The organism is Acetobacter fallax (assembly GCF_011516735.1).
In the GTDB taxonomy this organism is placed as follows: Bacteria; Pseudomonadota; Alphaproteobacteria; order Acetobacterales; family Acetobacteraceae; genus Acetobacter; species Acetobacter fallax.
In genome coordinates, this window is the sequence record NZ_WOSX01000010.1 from 75,833 (window position 1) to 94,536 (window position 18,704).

Annotated in this window: 12 protein-coding genes; 8 read left to right on the forward strand and 4 right to left on the reverse strand. The window is 59.6% G+C overall.

Annotated features, from left to right (window positions below; translation table 11 throughout):
• Positions 1–170 precede the first annotated feature (170 nt).
• Positions 171–629, reverse strand: a complete 459-nt coding sequence (locus GOB85_RS07485) for an HPr kinase/phosphorylase (RefSeq protein WP_173576904.1) — start codon at positions 627–629, stop codon at positions 171–173.
• A gap of 119 nt (positions 630–748) precedes the next feature.
• Between GOB85_RS07485 and GOB85_RS07490 the strand changes: the two genes are divergently transcribed.
• The 3 genes from GOB85_RS07490 to GOB85_RS07500 all read left to right on the forward strand — a co-directional run bounded on the left by GOB85_RS07490 (position 749) and on the right by GOB85_RS07500 (position 5,747).
• The gene (locus GOB85_RS07490; protein ID WP_173576903.1) at positions 749–1,162 is read left to right on the forward strand and encodes a Rid family hydrolase; all 414 of its coding nucleotides are present in this window, start codon (positions 749–751) and stop codon (positions 1,160–1,162) included.
• Between the two features lie 148 nt (positions 1,163–1,310).
• Positions 1,311–3,554 carry a glycosyltransferase gene (locus tag GOB85_RS07495; protein ID WP_173576902.1) on the forward strand — a complete coding sequence of 748 codons (2,244 nt, stop codon included), beginning with the start codon at positions 1,311–1,313 and terminating at the stop codon, positions 3,552–3,554.
• Positions 3,555–3,620: 66 nt separating this feature from the next.
• Entirely contained in the window at positions 3,621–5,747 is a 2,127-nt protein-coding gene (locus GOB85_RS07500) for a catalase (RefSeq protein WP_173576901.1), read from the forward strand.
• A 197-nt stretch (positions 5,748–5,944) separates the two neighbouring features.
• Here GOB85_RS07500 and GOB85_RS07505 read toward each other — a convergent pair whose 3' ends face one another.
• Positions 5,945–7,582, reverse strand: coding sequence for an ATP-binding protein (locus GOB85_RS07505; RefSeq protein ID WP_242011354.1), 1,638 nt, complete (start codon positions 7,580–7,582; stop codon positions 5,945–5,947).
• 454 nt (positions 7,583–8,036) lie between these two features.
• Positions 8,037–8,750 (reverse strand): response regulator transcription factor, encoded by a 714-nt coding sequence (locus tag GOB85_RS07510; protein WP_408737052.1) that lies wholly within the window; start codon positions 8,748–8,750, stop codon positions 8,037–8,039.
• Between the two features lie 309 nt (positions 8,751–9,059).
• Between GOB85_RS07510 and GOB85_RS07515 the strand changes: the two genes are divergently transcribed.
• The 3 genes from GOB85_RS07515 to dnaJ all read left to right on the forward strand — a co-directional run bounded on the left by GOB85_RS07515 (position 9,060) and on the right by dnaJ (position 13,116).
• Positions 9,060–9,692 (forward strand): nucleotide exchange factor GrpE, encoded by a 633-nt coding sequence (locus GOB85_RS07515; RefSeq protein ID WP_408737054.1) that lies wholly within the window; start codon positions 9,060–9,062, stop codon positions 9,690–9,692.
• Between the two features lie 182 nt (positions 9,693–9,874).
• On the forward strand, positions 9,875–11,791 hold the full coding sequence (gene dnaK / locus GOB85_RS07520) for a molecular chaperone DnaK (protein ID WP_173576897.1): 1,917 nt from the start codon (positions 9,875–9,877) through the stop codon (positions 11,789–11,791).
• Between the two features lie 170 nt (positions 11,792–11,961).
• Positions 11,962–13,116 (forward strand): molecular chaperone DnaJ, encoded by a 1,155-nt coding sequence (dnaJ, locus tag GOB85_RS07525; protein ID WP_173576896.1) that lies wholly within the window; start codon positions 11,962–11,964, stop codon positions 13,114–13,116.
• Between the two features lie 349 nt (positions 13,117–13,465).
• Here the strand turns inward: dnaJ and treF are convergent, their stop codons facing one another.
• Positions 13,466–15,376, reverse strand: coding sequence for an alpha,alpha-trehalase TreF (gene treF / locus GOB85_RS07530; protein WP_173576895.1), 1,911 nt, complete (start codon positions 15,374–15,376; stop codon positions 13,466–13,468).
• Positions 15,377–15,703: 327 nt separating this feature from the next.
• Between treF and tldD the strand changes: the two genes are divergently transcribed.
• Both tldD and GOB85_RS07540 read left to right on the forward strand, forming a co-directional pair.
• The gene (tldD, locus tag GOB85_RS07535; RefSeq protein WP_408737055.1) at positions 15,704–17,143 is read left to right on the forward strand and encodes a metalloprotease TldD; all 1,440 of its coding nucleotides are present in this window, start codon (positions 15,704–15,706) and stop codon (positions 17,141–17,143) included.
• 123 nt (positions 17,144–17,266) lie between these two features.
• Entirely contained in the window at positions 17,267–18,622 is a 1,356-nt protein-coding gene (locus GOB85_RS07540) for an O-antigen ligase family protein (protein WP_242011350.1), read from the forward strand.
• The last annotated feature ends 82 nt before the right edge of the window (positions 18,623–18,704 follow it).

Genomic DNA, 18,704 nt, shown 5'->3' on the forward strand with positions numbered 1-18,704 from the left:
CTGCGCGAGAAACGAAGATCGAAAACAAAGCTGAACCGGATCAGCAGGCCCGGTGCAGCAAGTAATCACGGATAGCTCTGCGTCATGCAGCCCGTCCGGCGGTAACGCCTGTCGTAACGTTCGGACATAATATATCAGATCGGGACACCTTCGACACTATTTTGTCAAATTTAGTCATCTCCGGTCAGCATGGCGCCCTGCGGGAGAAGAAGGGCTCGCCCGGTCAGGCAGTCCAGGGCGAGGTCGATCCTGTCGGGTGAAGACGCCATCATCCCGTCCAGCCAGATTACGGGAAGGCCTGTCTGAGGGTCATGCGCCTTATCCATTTCCGGAAGACGCGGAGCGTTAACGCCGTTGCCCGTGAGCCGGACCATCAGGACCACACACACCGATTCAGTGAAAGACCGGCGGACGATTCCCCAGCCCCGCATTTCGACCAGTCCCTGCAGCGCCACCGGCGCCCGGGCCACGCCGTTCTCCAGTTCCACCCTGTCATCCGCGACCAGCCCGTAACCCCGTGCAATCAGCCTGAGGAGCAGATCGGACTTTCCTGTGCCGGGAGCGCCGAGAATGAGCACGCCGGTTTCGCCGCGTGCGGCGCAGCAGGCGTGGAGCCGCATGATGGTCATCCGCAGTATCTCATCCCAATCCGTTACGCCTGAGGAGCATTGCCGAAAAGAAACATCTTCCTTTTTCGGGCAAGGCCGATTATGACAATTCTGTGACCTTTCGGAAGGGGTGGCCAGCCATGGAAACAGCAGCCGGAGACACAACCGCATCGCAGGATGCGGCACAACTTGCCGAGTCGATTCTGCCCCGATGTGAGCAGGCACGGAAAGGTCTGCGCCTGCGTCGTATCAGAGGGTATGATCGTCATTCAGGATGCTTTCCGGACCGGATCACCGATCAGTGCCGTCTTGCTTTCTCGGCAGGCAGCGCGGCGCTTCTTGCACGTGGAGCTTCCCTCCAGGACGTGGTGCGCGTGATCTACGTCGTCAAGGATGCCGGCAAACTGACATCCTGTGCGCCGTTCGTCAGTAACGCGCTTGGTGCGAACCGTCCGGCGGCCACCGTTATGGTGGTCAAGGGTTTCGATGTTCCGGATGTCGAAATCGAACTGGAACTCATCACGCATATGCAGGAAAATGTCGGCACGGCCTGATGGTCGCGCCGGTGCCATTTCCAATCATCCCCGGTCGTTGTATTGCCGCCTGATCCGGTGCTTCGGGCGAATCGTCAGGCTGATGTCCTGACAAGGCAACAGGAAGCACGGTTCCCGTGTCCCCCTGGTGAACGGATCGTTGCAGCCGATGTCTTCCTCCGCTCTTTTGCCTGAGGCTCTCAGAGCCGAACTTGATGCGCTCCGCAAACGCGCCGACCAGTTTTCTACCTCTGAAAAGACGATCGAAGAGCTGCGCCGGCATCTCGATTCCTATGAGCGAAGCACATTCTGGCGCCTGACCTGGCCGGCGCGCATGGCGGTCAGTCAGGGACGCCGCCTTCTCGGTTTTGCGGGCCGGTTCGGTCGTGATCCTGTCACGGCACACGTCGGAACGACCTCTCCTCCCCGGATTACGGAGGTCATCTCCTGCGCGGAGAGCGATGAGGTGCCGGATACGGCGACATCTGACGAGGCGCCTCTGCGATTTCCCCGTTATGCGCATCCTGTGCTCAGCATCATCATTCCGGTGTATGGGCAGGTTCCGGTCACGCTGCGTTGTCTGCGCTCGATCATGCAGAATCCACCGTCCTGTTCTTACGAAGTTCTTGTGGCGGAAGATGCGTCGGGTGATCCGGCTGTTGCGGCGCTGGCGGCTATTCCGGGGCTTGTGTTCATCGGGCGACAGGACAATCTCGGCTTCCTGCGCAACAGCAACGACGCTGCCCGCATGGCAGGCGGCACGTATTTTCATTTTCTCAATAACGACACTGAGGTGTTGCCGGGGGCCTTCGATGCTCTTGTGACGCGTCTCGAATCAGACCGCACCATTGGTCTGACCGGATCAAAACTCCTGTTCGCGGATGGAACACTTCAGGAAGCGGGTGGTATTGTCTGGAATGATGCATCCGGCATGAATGTCGGGCGCGGCGATCGGGAGCTGGACCGGGCCGCCTGGAACTGGCCTCGTGATGTGGATTATATTTCCGGCGCCTCGATTGCCATATCGCGTGCGCTCTTTGACTCCCTCAACGGGTTCGACGAGATTTTCGCGCCTGCTTACTACGAAGATACGGACCTGGCGTTTCGTGTTCGCGCCGCAGGTTTCCGGGTAGTGTTCGAACCAGCCTCTGTTGTGATTCATCATGAGGGGATCTCGCACGGAACGGATGAGACCAGGGGTGTCAAAGCCTGCCAGGCCCGCAATCGTGACGTTATGCTGCGGCGGTGGAAAACGGTTCTGGAGGCTGACCACTTTGCGCCCGGCACTCATCTTCTGCGCGCTGCCGCGCATGGCCGTCACCGGCAGACGATTCTGATCATCGATCACTATGTTCCCCAACCTGACCGGGACGCGGGATCGCGCGCGACACTCTGTGTCATTCGCGCCTTGCTGGGCGCCGGGTGGCTGGTGAAATTCTGGCCCATGGACCGCAAGCGCACGGCCTGGTCCCATGATCTGGAGTGTCTGGGGGTTGAGATCTGCGATCACACCTGCCCTCTGTCATTTTCGGAATGGCTTGAGCAGAACGGCGACGATCTCGACCATGTCATGATCATGCGCCCGGTCGTTGCCCGTGAGTTTCTGCCGCTTGTTGTCGCTGGCACGGCTGCGAGGCGCTCTTATTACGGCCATGACATTCATTTTCTGCGGATGATGCGTGAGGCTGAGGTAACAGGGAATGAGGCGCTGCGTCACGAAGCACTGGCCATGCAGCGTCTTGAGATGTGGCTGTGGCAGCAGTTTGAATGCGTCATTTATCTTTCTGACTATGAAGCCAGGCTGGTGCGGGATCTTGTTCCTGCAGCGCCAGCCCGCACGATCGTGCCGTTCTGTTTCACGCCGGACAACACGTCCCGGCCCGTGACAGGCGGGGCGACCATTCTCTTTGTTGGCGGGTTTGCGCATCCGCCCAATGTCGATGCGGCGCTCTGGCTGCACAACACGATCATGCCCCTGGTTCGCGCCCGCGCGCCTCAGGCCCGGCTTGTCCTGGCGGGTTCCGGTCCCGCGCCGGCGGTCTGCGCTCTGGCCGACAGCCAGACAACTGTGACCGGCGCGATCAGCGACGAGGAGCTTGAGCGACTGTACGCGACAGCACGCGTGGCGGCTGTGCCGCTGCGTTTTGGCGCGGGGGTGAAGAACAAGGTTCTGGAAGCCCTGCATCACGGACTACCCCTTGTCACGACTCCGGTTGGTGCGGAGGGCGTGACAGGGATCAGCCCGGCCTGCGGGATTGCTGACACCGCTGAAGCTTTTGCGGATGCTCTGGTTGAGCTGATCGATGATGACGGGCTCTGGCGAGAGCGGTCTGACCAGGGGAGGCGCCTGATTTCAGAAGAGTTTTCTCCGGTCAGGTTCTCGGAGAGTCTGTTGCGGGTTCTGACGGCCTGACAGGACTGCCCTGCACGCGGAACTATCCGCAGCGGCATCGCGTTTCTCCTGGATGTGGAGGACGCCATGAGCACAAACGGAAAAAATTCAGAGCATGATCAGGTCACGATTGGTGACCAGACAATCAGGCGCGGCAAGGGCGGCGAGACGCATCAGACGGCAACAGGAGAGGTTCCGACGCTGACGACAGCGCAGGGTGTACCGGTCGCTGACGATCAGAACACGCTCAGAGCTGGTCCGCGTGGCCCGGCTTTGCTGGAGGATTTCCATTTCCGCGAGAAGATTTTTCACTTCGACCACGAACGTATTCCCGAGCGGGTGGTTCATGCGCGCGGATATGGGGCTCATGGCTATTTCGAGCTGACAGATTCACTGTCCGACATTACCACGGCGGATGTGCTTCAGCGTCCGGGTGAGCGGGTTCCGGCCTTTGTGCGGCTCTCGACGGTTGCCGGAGGCAGGGGGTCTGCTGATCTTCCGCGTGATATTCGTGGTTTTGCCGTCAAGCTTTATACGAAAGAGGGCAACTGGGATATTGTCGGCAACAATGCTCCGGTGTTCTTTGTTCAGGATGCCATCAAGTTTCCGGATTTCGTGCACTCTATCAAGGAAGAGCCGGATCGGGGATTTCCCCAGGCTCAGTCCGCGCATGACAATCTGTGGGATTTCGTCTCCCTTTCTCCTGAGTCGATGCATGCCATCATGTGGGCCATGTCGGACCGGGCCATTCCCCGTTCCCTGCGGTTCATTGAAGGGTTTGGTGTTCACACATTCCGCTTTGTGAACAAAGACGGCAATTCGACCTATGTGAAATTTCACTGGAAGCCGAAAGCCGGACTCCAGTCCGTCGTGTGGAACGAAGCTCTGAAGATCAATGGCGCTGATCCTGATTTCCATCGGCGCGACATGTGGGATGCCATCAATTCCGGTGATTTCCCGGAATGGGAACTTGGCGTTCAGCTTTTCGATGATGAATTCGCGGACAGTTTCGATTTCGACATTCTTGATGCCACCAAGCTGATCCCGGAGGAACTGGTTCCGGTGCGTCGCGTGGGACGACTTGTGCTCGATCGCGTTGTGGACAATTTCTTTGCGGAGACAGAGCAGGTTGCTTTCTGCACGCAGAATGTCGTTCCCGGCGTCGATTTCACCAATGATCCTCTGCTTCAGGGCCGGAACTTCTCTTATCTCGACACGCAGCTCAAGCGTCTCGGGGGGCCGAACTTCACCCATATTCCGGTCAATGCGCCGAAATGTCCGTTCCATACGTTTCAGCAGGACGGTCATGCGGCGATGCACAATCCGAAAGGACGGGCCAATTACGAGCCGAATTCGTGGGGACCGAAAGCTGGCGGCCCGCGCGAGAACCCGACGCAGGGCTATCAGTCTTATCGCGCTCAGGAGAGTGGTGAGACACGGCGTGAACGGGCAGAGCTTTTTGCCGATCACTACAGCCAGGCGCGGCAGTTTTACATCAGCCAGACGAAGACCGAGCAGGTGCATATCCAGCAGGCCTATACGTTTGAGCTGAGCAAGGTGGAGACTCCCGCGATCCGTTCCCGCGTGATTTCACATCTTCTGAATATTGATAAGGATCTTGCAAAATCGGTTGCCAACGGAATTGGTCTTGCTCCCCTTCCTGAAGCAGCGCCGCCTGCCCGTCCGGTCATCGACAATCTGCCTCCGTCTCCTGCCCTCAGCATTCTGAAAAATGGCCCAACCACTTTTGCTGGTCGCAAAATCGGTGTGCTGGTGACCGGGGGGACTGATGCCGCTCTGCTGAAAGCTGTTCAGGACGCGGCAAAGGCCGAGGGGACAAACGTCGAACTTGTCGGTCCGCAGGTTCAGGGTGTGACGTTGTCGGACGGCTCGACCATACCTCTTGGCCAGAAGATCAATGGTGGCCCTTCCGTCCTTTATGATGCGGTTGTTCTGTTGCCTTCCGCCGCCGGAGCGAAGTTGCTCGGCAACGAGGCGACGGCGCGTGATTTCATCAACGACGCGTTTGCCCATGCCAAGTTCATTGGTGTTGGCCCGGATGCGGATCCGCTGATTACACGGGCAGGATTGCAGTCATCTGACCGGGACAAGGGATTTGTTACGATCGGCTCAGCCGGTGACGCGGACGGGTTCATCAAAGCCTGTCGTGCGGTGCGATTCTGGGAGCGTGAGAGCAAAGTTCACGCTGTCTGAAGGGTTCAGAATTCCGGTCTGTTGACAATAAAATGGTTTCCGGAAGTTCTGTTGTCATTCAGTGCTGGCTCCTTCCCAGGGCTTTGCCCTGGAACCCACCAAAGGTCTCAGACCTTTGGAAACATGCTTATTTATCAACAGATTGGGGTGAAGGGATCCGCGACCCCTTCCGGGTTCGGGACAGAGACCCGCTTTGCTCACCCCGCCCGGGGCAGCCGAATGACGAACCGTGCCCCCAGCACATGCCCCTGAGCATCCGTGCGGTTCTCGGCATGGATGGTGCCGCGCAGCGCCTGGATAATCTGGCGGCTGATAGAGAGTCCAAGTCCGGAATGCTGACCGAAATTCTCGGATTTGGGGCGTTCTGAATAAAAGCGGTCGAAGATCGAGTCGATCTTGGCCTGCGGGATACCGGGACCTTCGTCGGAGATGGCGATCTCCACCATCTGCCCCTCGGCATGGGCCTCCAGCAGAATATACCCCTCCGGAGGCGAGAACGAGATGGCATTGCCGATCAGATTGCGCAGCACCTGAACCAGTCTGTCCTCCAGAGCCAGAACACGGAGCGGATGATCGGGGCCGTCGTCTGTAATGGTGAGCGTGACCTGGGGCTGATCAGGCTTGCGGGTGGACTGATGAATCTCAGCCAGTAAAGACAGTAATGGCCCTATGGCCACCGGAGTCGCCTGCGCGCGAGAGAGTTCCGCATCCAGACGGCTGGCATCCGAAATGTCGGTGATCAGCCGGTCCAGCCGGCGCACATCATCGGCGATAATGGTCAGTAATCGTCTCTGGCGTTCGACATCATCAATCCGCAATGACGTCTCGATCGCGGAGCGGATTGAGGTCAGCGGGTTCTTGATCTCGTGAGAAACATCCGCGGCAAACCGTTCGATCGCATCCATTCTGGCCCAGAGTGCCTGAGCACTGTCCTGCAGAGCACGCGCAACATCGCCAATTTCGTCACGACGCCCAAGCAGCAGGCTCGGGACCGTGCCGGTCCGGCCGGAACTCTCTCTCATGACATGCGCGGAACTGGCGAGACGCAGAAGCGGGCGGGCGATGGTCAGGGAAAGATACCAGGAGAGCAGGACCATAATCGCCATCGCCAGCAGAAAGAGCGAAAGAATGGACGAGCGAATCTTGAACAGCGACGTGTCGATGACTTCACCCGTGCGGGTGAGCTGAATCACGCCGACCGTCTGGCCGTCATGAATAACGGGCTCGGCGACGGTGATAACGAGCGTGTGGTCGCGCACGCGTCGGATATAGGGCGGTGCTTCGGTATCATCATGCCCGATATCGTTGCCGTTGCGCCGGAAACCGGCCTCTCCGTCAGTCAGCGGCCCGTCATCGGCGCCCCCCACGAGGGAATCGAGAAGACGGTGAAGGAGACTGTTTTTGCCCGGAACCGCATGAGGCGCCGCTCCGGTGCTGGCCAGAGGGTCCTGCTGGTCAGGTGGCAAAGGCGGGCCGCCAGCCGGATGATGGGCCAGCTTTTCCTGATGACTGTCGGCAATCAGTTGCCCGTCGGGCGCGTAAACACGGGCATCGGCGCTCGGACTTGGCTCGGTGAGACGCAGGAGCAGCGGACGGGTCAGGACTGGCTCGAGCACATAGGAGCCGCCTGGAAACGCCTCGCCGTGCCGGGCACGTGCGGCCGGATTGATCGAAACCGCGCTCTGACCGAGCGCGCCGGCATAAATGCGGGCCTGCTCGCGAAGAGCATCCACTTCGGCATTCAGCAGGCTGTTCCGAAACTGGTTGAGAAACAGCAGCGTCAGGCCGAACACAACGAGCGGCAGCATATTGACCAGCAAAATCCGGCGCATCATCGGCGAAATGAGCCGTTTGTCCGATGCGTCGAGCAGATCGGACGGCGTATCGGACGGGTGCGGGATAATGCCGCGGAATTTTTTTGTCAGGTTACCGACCCACGCCGACAGCCCGCCGGTGTCGCCGGCGGCGGCATAAAGAGGCTCGCGCGATACTGCCGGCCCGGAGGGAGCGGAGTCGCCAGGGCCGTCCTCACGCGGAGCGGGGATCTCGCCGGGCATGGTCAGAAACCGCCGATGCGGAAACTCAGAGGCTGTTTCACGAGCCTTACTGCTGAGCGAGAGCGCCCCTGAGGGGCGTGACCGGCATGTGTTTCTGAGCACGGAAGGGGAGCGGCCGTGCGGGCCGTGAGCATCGGAGCGCGGAAAACGCGCGTCGGATCGCCGGCAAAAGGGCTTTTGAAACAGCCTCTCAGAGCGGACAGACGACTCATGGACGCGTTGTGCTCACCGCTCATTCTTCCTTGTAGCGGTAGCCAATGCCATACAGCGTCTCGATCTGGTTGAAATCGTCATCAACCTGCCGGAACTTCTTCCGGACCCGTTTGATGTGACTGTCGATGGTACGGTCATCGACATAGATATTGTCGCCATAGGCCGCATCGATCAGCTGGTCGCGGGATTTGACGAGTCCCGGCCGCGCCGCAAGAGCCTTGACCAGCAGGAACTCGGTTACGGTCAGCGGAACATCCTTTTCGTGCCACTGGCTGCGGTGGCGTGCCTCATCAAGCGTGAGGTTGCCACGGACCAGCAGGGAACCGGATGCCTCGCCGGCCGCTTCGGCGCGATTGGCTTCATTGCGGCGCAGCAGAGCGCGGATTCGCTCGATGAGAAGACGCTGGGAAAAGGGCTTCGTGATGTAATCATCCGCGCCGAGACGGAGGCCCATGAGCTGATCGACCTCCTCGTCCTTCGAGGACAGGAAGATGATGGGCAGGCTGGAGCGGGCACGCAACCGCTGGAGCAGTTCCATGCCGTCCATGCGCGGCATCTTGATGTCCAGCACGGCCAGATCGACCGGCCGGGCGATCAGATCCTGGAGCGCCTGCTCGCCATCGGTATAGGTGCGGACCTGGTAGCCTTCGGCTTCCAGGGTCATCTGGACGGAGGCCAGGATATTGCGATCGTCATCGACCAGGGCGATCGTCTGTTTTGTCGTCTCCGTCACGTATCCTCGTCTCCCGCTAAAAATTGCGCCCGTCCGCACGGACATGCCTGCTACCGCCGGGACCATAACCCGCCCGCGTGGCCGGGGCTATGGGGTGCCGGAGGTCGCGTCTGACTGGCATGCATGAATGACAGTTTGGGTTTCAGAAAGAAGCGGATGATTATAGTCGGCATTCATCCGGAAGAAGGGATTTCAGACCCTTTCGATGACATGGATGCAACCAGACCGGCCACGGGATTGTAACGCTTTCTTCGCGCGCCACGCCTTGCGGGCCGGGACGAGGATACCTAATTCATTGCCATGATGAATATGACAGAAAATCACGAGGCCGGCACATCAGCGGATCACGCTGAGTGCGGCCACACAGAGCAGGGATCGTCGCACGCGCCTCATGAGGGTGTGCAGCCGGAAGCTTCGGCTCCGGGTGTGGACAGTGCTGATGAGGTGATGAGCGCTGCGAGTACCCGGATCAAGGAACTTGAGGCGCAGCTGTCTGAGGAACACGACAGGTGGGTTCGCTCAGAGGCGGAGATGCAGAATCTCCGTACGCGGACAAAGCGTGAGATTGATGACGCCCGGCAGTATGCGGTGCAGAAATTTGCGCGCGATGTTGTCGAGGCGGCCGAAAATCTTCGCCGTGGTCTCGCCAGTCTGCCGGCACCGGCTGAGAATGAAGACAGCGTGATCACGAAGATGCGCGAAGGCATCGAGAGCACCGAGCGCTCGTTCCTGTCCATTCTTGAGCGGCATGGTGTGATAGCTCACGATCCGTCCGGTCAGGCTTTTGATGCGAACCATCATCAGGCCATGGCCGAGCAGCCCAGCGCGGAACACGCGAACGGAACCGTAATGCAGGCCTGGACGCCAACCTGGACGCTGCATGGCCGTCTGCTGAAGCCGGCGATGGTCGTTGTGGCGAAGAATGAGGGTGGCCAGGCGTAGCAGGGGCCGTGAGCCGGAACGGGTTCATTTCAGGTACGAATGCTCTTGAAACCTGATCCGGCGGCTCTTACATCGGTTTAAGCTCGAGGCGGGTCCGATCGGAAGACGACAGGGTCCGCGGCAATGAAGGGCAGTATCCGGTGCTTCGGGCCGGGTGATGCCGCTCAAAGGAGACTGAATACATGAGTAAAGTTATCGGTATCGATCTCGGTACAACGAATTCCTGCGTCGCGATCCGCGAAGGCAACGAGACGAAAGTTATCGAGAACAGCGAAGGCGCCCGCACGACGCCGTCCATGGTCGCTTTCACCGAAGGTGGTGAAATGCTGGTCGGACAGGCCGCGAAGCGCCAGGCCGTCACAAACCCGACAAACACCCTGTATGCCATCAAGCGTCTGATCGGTCGTCGTTATGAGGATCCGACAGTCCAGAAGGACAAGGGGCTGGTTCCCTACGAAATCGTCAAAGGTGACAATGGCGACGCGTGGGTTGAAGCACGCGGCAAGAAATACTCTCCGTCTCAGATCGCGGCATTCGTTCTTGGTAAGATGAAGGAAACCGCTGAGTCCTATCTCGGCGAAAAAGTAACGCAGGCTGTCGTCACTGTTCCGGCTTACTTTAACGATGCTCAGCGTCAGGCGACAAAAGACGCCGGCAAAATCGCAGGTCTTGATGTTCTGCGTATCATCAACGAGCCTACAGCTGCCGCGCTGGCTTATGGTCTTGAGAAGCGGGACAGCGGCATAGTTGCTGTTTACGATCTCGGTGGCGGCACGTTCGACGTCTCGATCCTGGAAATCTCCGATGGCGTGATCGAGGTGAAGTCCACCAACGGTGACACGTTCCTCGGTGGTGAAGACTTTGACAACCGGATCATCGATTTCCTCGCCAGCGAGTTCAAGCGCGATCAGGGTATCGACCTGAAGTCCGACAAACTGGCTCTGCAGCGTCTGAAAGAAGCTGCGGAAAAAGCGAAGATCGAACTGTCTTCGTCCAAAGAGACTGAAATCAATCTGCCGTTCATCACGGCCGATGCTTCAGGTCCGAAGCATCTTGTCGTCAAGCTGAGCCGTGCGAAGCTTGAGAGCCTGGTTGATGATCTGATCAGCCGCACCATGGAGCCCTGCAAGGCGGCTCTTAAGGATGCCGGCCTTTCAGCATCTCAGATTGACGAAGTCATCCTCGTCGGCGGCATGACCCGCATGCCGAAGGTCATCGAGGAAGTGAAGAGCTTCTTCGGCAAGGAGCCGGCCCGTAACGTGAACCCCGACGAAGTCGTGGCGATCGGTGCGGCTGTTCAGGGCGCGGTCCTGAAGGGCGACGTCAAGGACGTTCTGCTTCTCGACGTAACGCCGCTGTCGCTGGGCATTGAGACGCTGGGTGGCGTGTTTACCCGTCTGATCGATCGCAACACGACGATCCCGACCAAGAAGAGCCAGACCTTCTCGACGGCTGAAGACAATCAGAACGCCGTGACCATCAAGGTCTATCAGGGCGAGCGTGAGATGGCGGCTGACAACAAGCTGCTGGGCAACTTCGACCTGCAGGGCATTGCGCCTGCTCCGCGTGGCGTGCCGCAGATTGAGGTTACCTTTGACATCGACGCCAACGGCATCGTCTCCGTGTCCGCCAAGGACAAGGCGACCGGTAAAGAGCAGCAGATCAAGATCCAGGCATCCGGTGGTCTGTCCGATGCCGATATTGACAAGATGGTGAAGGACGCCGAGGCAAACGCGGCGGCGGATAAGGCAAAGCGTGAGTCTGTTGAGACACGCAACAACGCTGAATCCATGGTGAACCAGGTTGAAAAGTCTCTCACTGAGGCGGGCGACAAGGTTCCGGCTGCGGATCGCACCGAGGCGGAAAGTGCCATTGAAGCTGTGAAATCAGCTCTCCAGGGCTCTGATACCGAGGCTCTGAAATCGGCTTCCGATCGTCTGACCCAGGCGGCGATGAAGATCGGCGAGGCTGTTTACAAGGCCGGTCAGGACGGTGCGGCTCCGGGTGGTGCTGAAGGAGCTTCTGCCACAGGCAGTGCGCATCCTGATGAGAAAGTTGTCGACGCGGACTTCGAAGAGATCAACGACAAGAAGTCCTGAGCGGCATAGCCCTGATACCGGTCGGACACCTTGTCCGGCCGCCCGATACCGGAGGCGATCTTCGCCTTCCTGTTCAAGGCGCCCGCTCCATTATACGGAGCGGGCGTTCCTTTTTTGCCCTCCCGACGCCATGATGCGTCCGCGACCGGAGGCCGCCTGCGAGGAAATCGATGGCCACGAAAATTGACTATTACGCTGTTCTCGAAGTCACGCGTGAGGCTTCGGCCGATGAACTGAAGAAAGCGTATCGCAAGCAGGCCATGAAATATCACCCGGATCGTAATCCGGGAGATGCTGCTGCGGAGGCCCGGTTTAAGGAAATCAACGAAGCCTATGACGTCCTGAAAGACGATCAGAAGCGCTCTGCTTATGACCGCTTCGGCCATGCCGCTTTCGAAGGCGGCGGCGGTGGACCTGGTGGTTTTGACTTTGGCGGTGGTGGCGGTTTCGCGGGTGGCGGCCTGGGGGACATCTTCGAGCAGATGTTCGGCGACATGATGGGTGGTCGTCGTGGCGGCGGCGGCGGACGTCGTGCCGGTGCGGATATCCAGACTCAGGCCGATATTACGCTGGCTGAAGCCTTCGCAGGCGTTAAAAAATCAATCACCGTCAATACCCGTATCACCTGTGAATCCTGTGACGGTACAGGCTCAAAGGACGGCGAAGCGGGTGTCAGCGTCTGTCCGAGCTGTCATGGCGCCGGTAAGGTCCGGGCCCAGCAGGGGTTCTTTGTCGTCGAACGGGCCTGTCCGACCTGTCATGGGGCCGGCAAGGTCGTGAAAGATCCCTGCACGGCGTGCCGTGGCGTCGGAACCATCCAGAAATCGCGCACGCTTGAAGTTGCGATTCCGGCGGGTGTTGAGGACGGGATGCGCATCCGTCTTTCCGGTGAAGGTGAGTCGGGCGGCAAAGGTGCCGATCCGGGCGATCTTTATGTTCATGTCGCGATTCAGGCCAGTGAACTGTTCCAGCGCGACGGATCGAATATTTATTGCCGGGTTCCGCTCCGTATGGCGCAGGCCGCGCTCGGAACCGAGATTGAGGTGCCGGTCATCGATGGTGGCCGTGCCAGCGTGAAAATTCCGGCCGGAACGCAGAGCGGCGAACATTTCCGCCTGCGCGGCAAGGGCTTTTCGGTGCTGCGGTCTTCAGCGCGTGGCGACATGTATATTCAGGTGACGGTGGAAACGCCGCAGCATCTGAACAAACGCCAGCGTGAACTTCTCGAAGAGTTCGAGAAGGAAGCAGGCGAGCATGTGAAAAGCAGTCCGGAACATGCGGGGTTCTTCAGTCGCGTGAAAGATTTCTTCGAGGGTAAGAGCTGAAGCGGAACTGGCATCCACTTCGGGGTTACTCACAAAGGGGTTGATTCCGTCAGATGAGGTGCAGGAGGCCGTGTCTCCTGCCGGGAACCGGGCGGAAATAAAAACACGCTTTGACGTGGAATAAAGCGGGGCTCTGTCCCAAACCCGGCAAAGGCTTTGTTGTCATTCAGTGCTGGGCTCTTTCCCAGGGCTTTGCCCTGGAACCCACCAAAGGTCACAGACCTTTGGAAACCATTTTATTAAACAGATTGGCGTGAAGGGGTCCGCGACCCCTTCCGGGTTCGGGCAGAGCCCGGTCTTTTGCTAACCCTTCGAAAAATCAAAGATCAACACGCAATACTAACAGATTCTAATGAGGCAACAGCTGTAAACTGTTGTCCTGGACGGGGGCCGGGGCCGGTGGAAGAACCTGCCCCTCCATCGTCGGTTTTCTCACGACAGGAATCGGCGCAGCCTCCTGCTCGTCCGTTGCCGGATTTTCCTTCGAGGCCTGTCCCGCAAGCGGGTTCCTGCTGAGAATCTGCTGAACTGCCTGTGGATAACGATTCATCAGCGCAAGCAGCGTGCCATTGGTCCAGCCAAACCCGATCTGCATCGGATACTCGCCGCCACCCGCGCCACCCGTCGGGCTGATTTCGGGTGCAACCACATCGTATTTTTCATAAAGAACGCCACTTTTTTCATAAGTGCCGATCACACGGGCCATCCAGCGCCGCGCGATCTCCTCCGCGAGCGCATCTTCCTTGTACTGATTCAGACCTTTGATGGCCATCCACTGTAACGGAGCCCATCCGTTCGGAGAATCCCATTGCTGACCACTGGTAATATCGGTTGCGGTGAGGCCTCCGGTTTTCAGAAGTTTTTCTTTCAGCGTTTTCGCAACGGCATGAGCCTGTTCATCCGTCGCAATCCGCATGAACAGCGGCGCGGCCGTTGCTCCCGACAACACGTCAGAAAGCTGATTCGTCTTCCAGTTATAGTCGAAAAAGGCGCCACGCTTCTCGTCCCACAGAACTTTGCGGATCGCCGCGATACGCTCGCGGGCATCCTTTGCATAACGATCAGCGCTCGTCCTGTTACCGTTCAGTCTGTAAGCTTTTGCAAGGGTATCCGCGAGATGAGCGACGGCGCAATTCATCTCAATTGTCACCAGATCGGTGGTGATGATCGTATTCAGGGTGTGCCGGTCAGCAAGCCAGCGGGAGGAGAAATCCCACCCGGTTTCCGAACCACCGCGAAGATTGCGCCATACGTCCTGAGCCGGTCGTTTCGTCGAGGCCGCGGTGGCGATATCCTGCGGATAGCTCTCGTCACGCGGCGTGTCGAGATCATCCCACGGGCGGACCATCAGAGTGCCGTCCTTCAGCCGAACGGCATGACGCCAGGCATGACCAGGCTCCAGCGTGGCCGCGCCATCAGTCCAGTAATCATATTCGCGCTGCAATTGCGGCAGAAATGTCCGGTAAGTGCCCTCTCCGTCATGAGTCGCGAGAAGATCGACCATGAGCGCGAAAAAAGCAGGCTGTGACCGGCTGAGATAATAGGTGCGGCTGCCGTTAGGAATATGACCGTAACGGTCGATCAGCGAGGCCAGGTCCTGAAGAGTCGAGCGCAGAAGATCGATGCGGTCGTCCTCGTTGAGGCCGATCATCGTGAAATAGCTGTCCCAGTAATAGATTTCACTGAACCGCCCACCCGGAACGACATATTTTTCGGCAAGCGGAAGCTGTGATGACCAGGGAAGCGGCGTATCCGGCTGACGGGTAAGCACATCCCACATACCTGAGATATAATCCCTTACGCTTTCACCCGGTTTGCGCTGATAGGCAGCGGAGGTGATGGCCGGAATCGTAAAATACGTTGCCACGAAGGCTTTGATGTCGAATCCGGGATCATCTTTCTGCGCGCGCCAGGCATCGAGAATTTCGGCAGGCGGATGATTGGGATAAGCATCCGCCGCAGCTTTGGCGTCGGTGAAAATCCGGGCCTTGCCGATGGCGGCGAACAGTCCGTCCAGGGCGATCGACGGCGGACGGAGATCCTGTGCGGTGTCAGCGCGCACGCTCGACTGCCGGGCCGGAATAATTGTCGGATGAAGCAGAACAACCGGCGTATCTGTTTCAGCCTGTGCCGGAGCAGGTGCTGTCGTCTGTGTGGCTTCAGTAACGGCCTGGCTACAGGCCACCGAAGGCAGAATCGCGACGCCAGCAAGAATAAGCAGCGAAAACGCCGGACGCGCGACGCGTCGTCGTGAGGTCATGCTGGTATCAGACAGACGCGGAAATTCCGGAAGGAATGAAATCAGCGGCCTCAAAAAATATCCTTTCCTGTCCCGGTTGCCTGCCAGTCTGCACGATTAAAGCCGGCAAAACGTGTCCGGGTTTTCCGGTCCGCCGGAAAACGGTTATGACATATGAATCTGTCCGGGTGGTGAACACACCTGACCACCCCCATATATCGTCCCGTTTCTCAGGGCCATGTTTCTCCGGGAGTTTTGCCCATGTCGTCCCCAGCCTCAACCCCGAACGCTCACGGCTTCGACGCAATCACACCGGATGCTGGCAGCCTGCGCTCCTCTGTCGAAGGCATGGGGCCGCTCGCCGCGACCGATCAGCTGTTCTTCGGACGAAGTGGCGCGCAGCTTAGCAGAGATGAAGCCGTGTCCATGACGGCGCAGTCGCTCGAAGGCATGGATGATGGCGAGCTGTTTCTGGAATATCGCGAAAGCGAGGGTCTCTCGCTTGATGACGGCGTGATTCGCTCAGCCTCATTCAACACCAGCAGCGGTTTCGGGCTGCGGAGCGTGCTTGGCGAGGAAACAGGGTTCGCCCATTCGGACGAAATCAGCACCGTTTCGCTCCGGCGCGCGGGCGAGACTGTAAAGGCAGTCCGCAACGGGCGCTCCGGCGTCATGGCGCCTCCGCCCCGCTCGACGAATACCCGCCTTTACAGTGATCTCAACCCCCTTGATGGCACAGATTTCGTGCGCCGCGCCGCGTTGCTGGGCGAAATCGACGCCTATGCGCGGGGCAGCGATTCCCGCGTCGTGCAGGTGATGGCCTCGCTCTCCGCCGAATGGCAGGCCGTGCAGATCATGCGGGCCGATGGCGTGCGGGTCGCGGATCTGCGCCCCCTCGTGCGGCTGAACGTGTCTGTTGTCGTGGAAAAAGATGGACGCCGCGAGAGCGGCTCGCACGGCTTCGGTGGTCGCTACAGCGTGGCAAAGCTGCTGGAGGGCGATGTCTGGCGTGGCGCGGTGGACGAGGCGCGGCGGATGGCTCTGATCAATCTCGACGCAAAACCGGCGCCAGCCGGAGAGATGGAGGTCGTGCTGGGTGCAGGCTGGCCGGGAATCCTGCTGCACGAGGCTGTCGGACACGGGCTGGAAGGCGATTTCAACCGCAAAAAGACGTCGATGTTCTCGGAGCTTATGGGCCAGCGCGTCGCGAGTCCCGGCGTGACGGTCATTGATGACGGCACGCTCCCCGACAGACGCGGCAGCCTTACGGTGGATGACGAAGGCACTCCGTCGGGTCGCATCGTCATGATCGAGGACGGCATCCTGACCGGCTTCATCCAGGATCGCCTGAACGCCCGTCTCATGGGTGTCTCACCGACCGGCAATGGACGCCGGCAGTCTTACGCCCATATTCCGCTGCCCCGCATGACCAACACACTGATGCTGGAAGGAAAATCGACCACGGATGAGATGATCCGCTCCGTGAAACGTGGCCTCTACGCGGTGAATTTTGGTGGTGGCCAGGTGGATATCACTTCCGGCAAATTCGTGTTTGCTGCCTCCGAGGCCTATATGATCGAGGATGGAAAAGTGACGTTCCCCGTCAAGGGCGCGACCCTGATCGGCAGCGGCGCGGACGCGATGAAAACCGTGTCCATGATCGGGTCCGACGTGGCGCTTGATCCGGGGATCGGCACCTGCGGCAAGGCCGGACAGGGCGTGCCGGTCGGCGTCGGGCAGCCGACGCTAAAAATGACCGGGCTGACGGTCGGTGGCACGGCGACCTGAACACGTGCCTGCGCATCGGCCGGGACACTCTTTTCGGGACAATATTCTGAAACCCGCCGGAGGTCCGACATCCCAGTCGGGTGCCGGCAAGTCTCTGACGCCGCCTGACACGACTGTTTTTTGATGATCAGCTTCCGCATATACAGCACCGCGCCGTCCGGTAATCCCCGTTCCGCCCCGCCCGCCGCCATCGTCCTGCAGCACATGCTGAAAGCCGTCGCCGTGGTGCTCACGGTCATCCTTCCTGTCCTGCTGTTCCGGGCCCGGGCGATGGCGGATGCGGATCTGTCGATCGTTGGCGTGCTGTTTCTGCTGAGAAGTGTTCTGCTGCGTGACTGGTCGTGGCTCCGGGTCCGCTGGGTGCAATGCGGCCTCGCGCTGTGGGCGCTCATCACCCTGTCATCCGCGCTCTCCGGCCCGATGCCTTCTTTCGTGCAGGGACTGCTCAGTCTCCGTTTTTTCGTCTTCTGTGCCGCCCTGGCATACTGGGTGCTCACCGGACCGCGGGCACAGCGGGCGCTTGCGTCTGTCTGTGCCGCGCTCGCGGTCTGGACAGTGCTGGAGTGCTGGGAGCAATACCTCACCGGCACCAATATGTTCGGTTATCCGCGCTGGGGGGACGGCGCCCTGACCGGGCCTTTTATCCGGCCCAAAGCCGGCAATGCCCTGCTGATGGTGCTGTTTTCAGGCGCCATGCCTGTCATTCTGGCGCGTCTGCAAAAGACAGCCTGGCGTTCCCGGCTCGCCGGAGGCCTGATGCTGGCGCTCTCCGTGATCACGATGATCCTGATCGGGCAGCGCATGCCCACGCTGCTGACCTTTGTCGGGCTGCTGCTGACCGCGCTGCTGGTGAAGCCCATGCGTCTCCCGGTGCTTGGAGTCGCCGTCCTCAGTGGTCTGTTCCTGGTGGCTCTTCCCGTGGTGTCGCCTCCCGGCTACGCCAAGCTGGTGCTGAAATTCAGCCATCAGATGGCACATTTCGCGGAGAGTGATTACGGGCAGATTTACGGTCGGGCCAGTGCCATCATCGTTGCGCATCCATGGATGGGAACAGGGTTTGACGGCTTCCGCATCCATTGTCTGGACCCGCAATATCTCCATGATATGCCGGCACTCCACATTCCCTACATCGCGCCCCCTCAGTCGGGATGTAACCTGCATCCGCACAATTATTATCTTCAGGTCGCTACAGCCGCCGGCCTGCCGGGTCTGGCGCTGTTTCTGATGATGGCCGCCTGCTGGCTGCGGATCATCGTCCGTCCGCATCTTCCGGCGAAAGCCGTGGAACGGGTCTCACGTGCACGGGAGAGTGTTCCGGCCACGCCGCAGAATGCAATGCTTCTGGTCGCCTGCTGTGTGCAGCTATGGCCGTTGGCCAGCACCAGCGCCCTGTTTTCCGTGCCACCGGCCGGCTGGCTGTTCCTCACGGCGGGCTGGGCGCTGGCGGCCTCAGGTGCCGGCCTGAGGTCCGGACGGTGACAGAGACTACTGCCTGTTGCGCGCCGGACTCAGTCTGGCCCAGGCGGGGACCGCTGTCTGCTGTCCGCCATCGCTGGCACAG

Excerpts from the sequence above, each read along its gene's own strand:
- GOB85_RS07500 (WP_173576901.1), top strand. The coding sequence starts at position 3,621 with ATGAGCACAAACGGAAAAAATTCAGAGCATGATCAGGTCACGATTGGT.
- dnaJ (WP_173576896.1), top strand. The coding sequence starts at position 11,962 with ATGGCCACGAAAATTGACTATTACGCTGTTCTCGAAGTCACGCGTGAG.
- GOB85_RS07490 (WP_173576903.1), top strand. The coding sequence starts at position 749 with ATGGAAACAGCAGCCGGAGACACAACCGCATCGCAGGATGCGGCACAA.
- GOB85_RS07540 (WP_242011350.1), top strand. The coding sequence starts at position 17,267 with ATGATCAGCTTCCGCATATACAGCACCGCGCCGTCCGGTAATCCCCGT.
- GOB85_RS07485 (WP_173576904.1), bottom strand. The coding sequence starts at position 629 with ATGACCATCATGCGGCTCCACGCCTGCTGCGCCGCACGCGGCGAAACC.
- GOB85_RS07515 (WP_408737054.1), top strand. The coding sequence starts at position 9,060 with ATGACAGAAAATCACGAGGCCGGCACATCAGCGGATCACGCTGAGTGC.
- dnaK (WP_173576897.1), top strand. The coding sequence starts at position 9,875 with ATGAGTAAAGTTATCGGTATCGATCTCGGTACAACGAATTCCTGCGTC.
- tldD (WP_408737055.1), top strand. The coding sequence starts at position 15,704 with ATGGGGCCGCTCGCCGCGACCGATCAGCTGTTCTTCGGACGAAGTGGC.
- GOB85_RS07495 (WP_173576902.1), top strand. The coding sequence starts at position 1,311 with ATGTCTTCCTCCGCTCTTTTGCCTGAGGCTCTCAGAGCCGAACTTGAT.
- GOB85_RS07505 (WP_242011354.1), bottom strand. The coding sequence starts at position 7,582 with ATGATGCGCCGGATTTTGCTGGTCAATATGCTGCCGCTCGTTGTGTTC.
- treF (WP_173576895.1), bottom strand. The coding sequence starts at position 15,376 with ATGACCTCACGACGACGCGTCGCGCGTCCGGCGTTTTCGCTGCTTATT.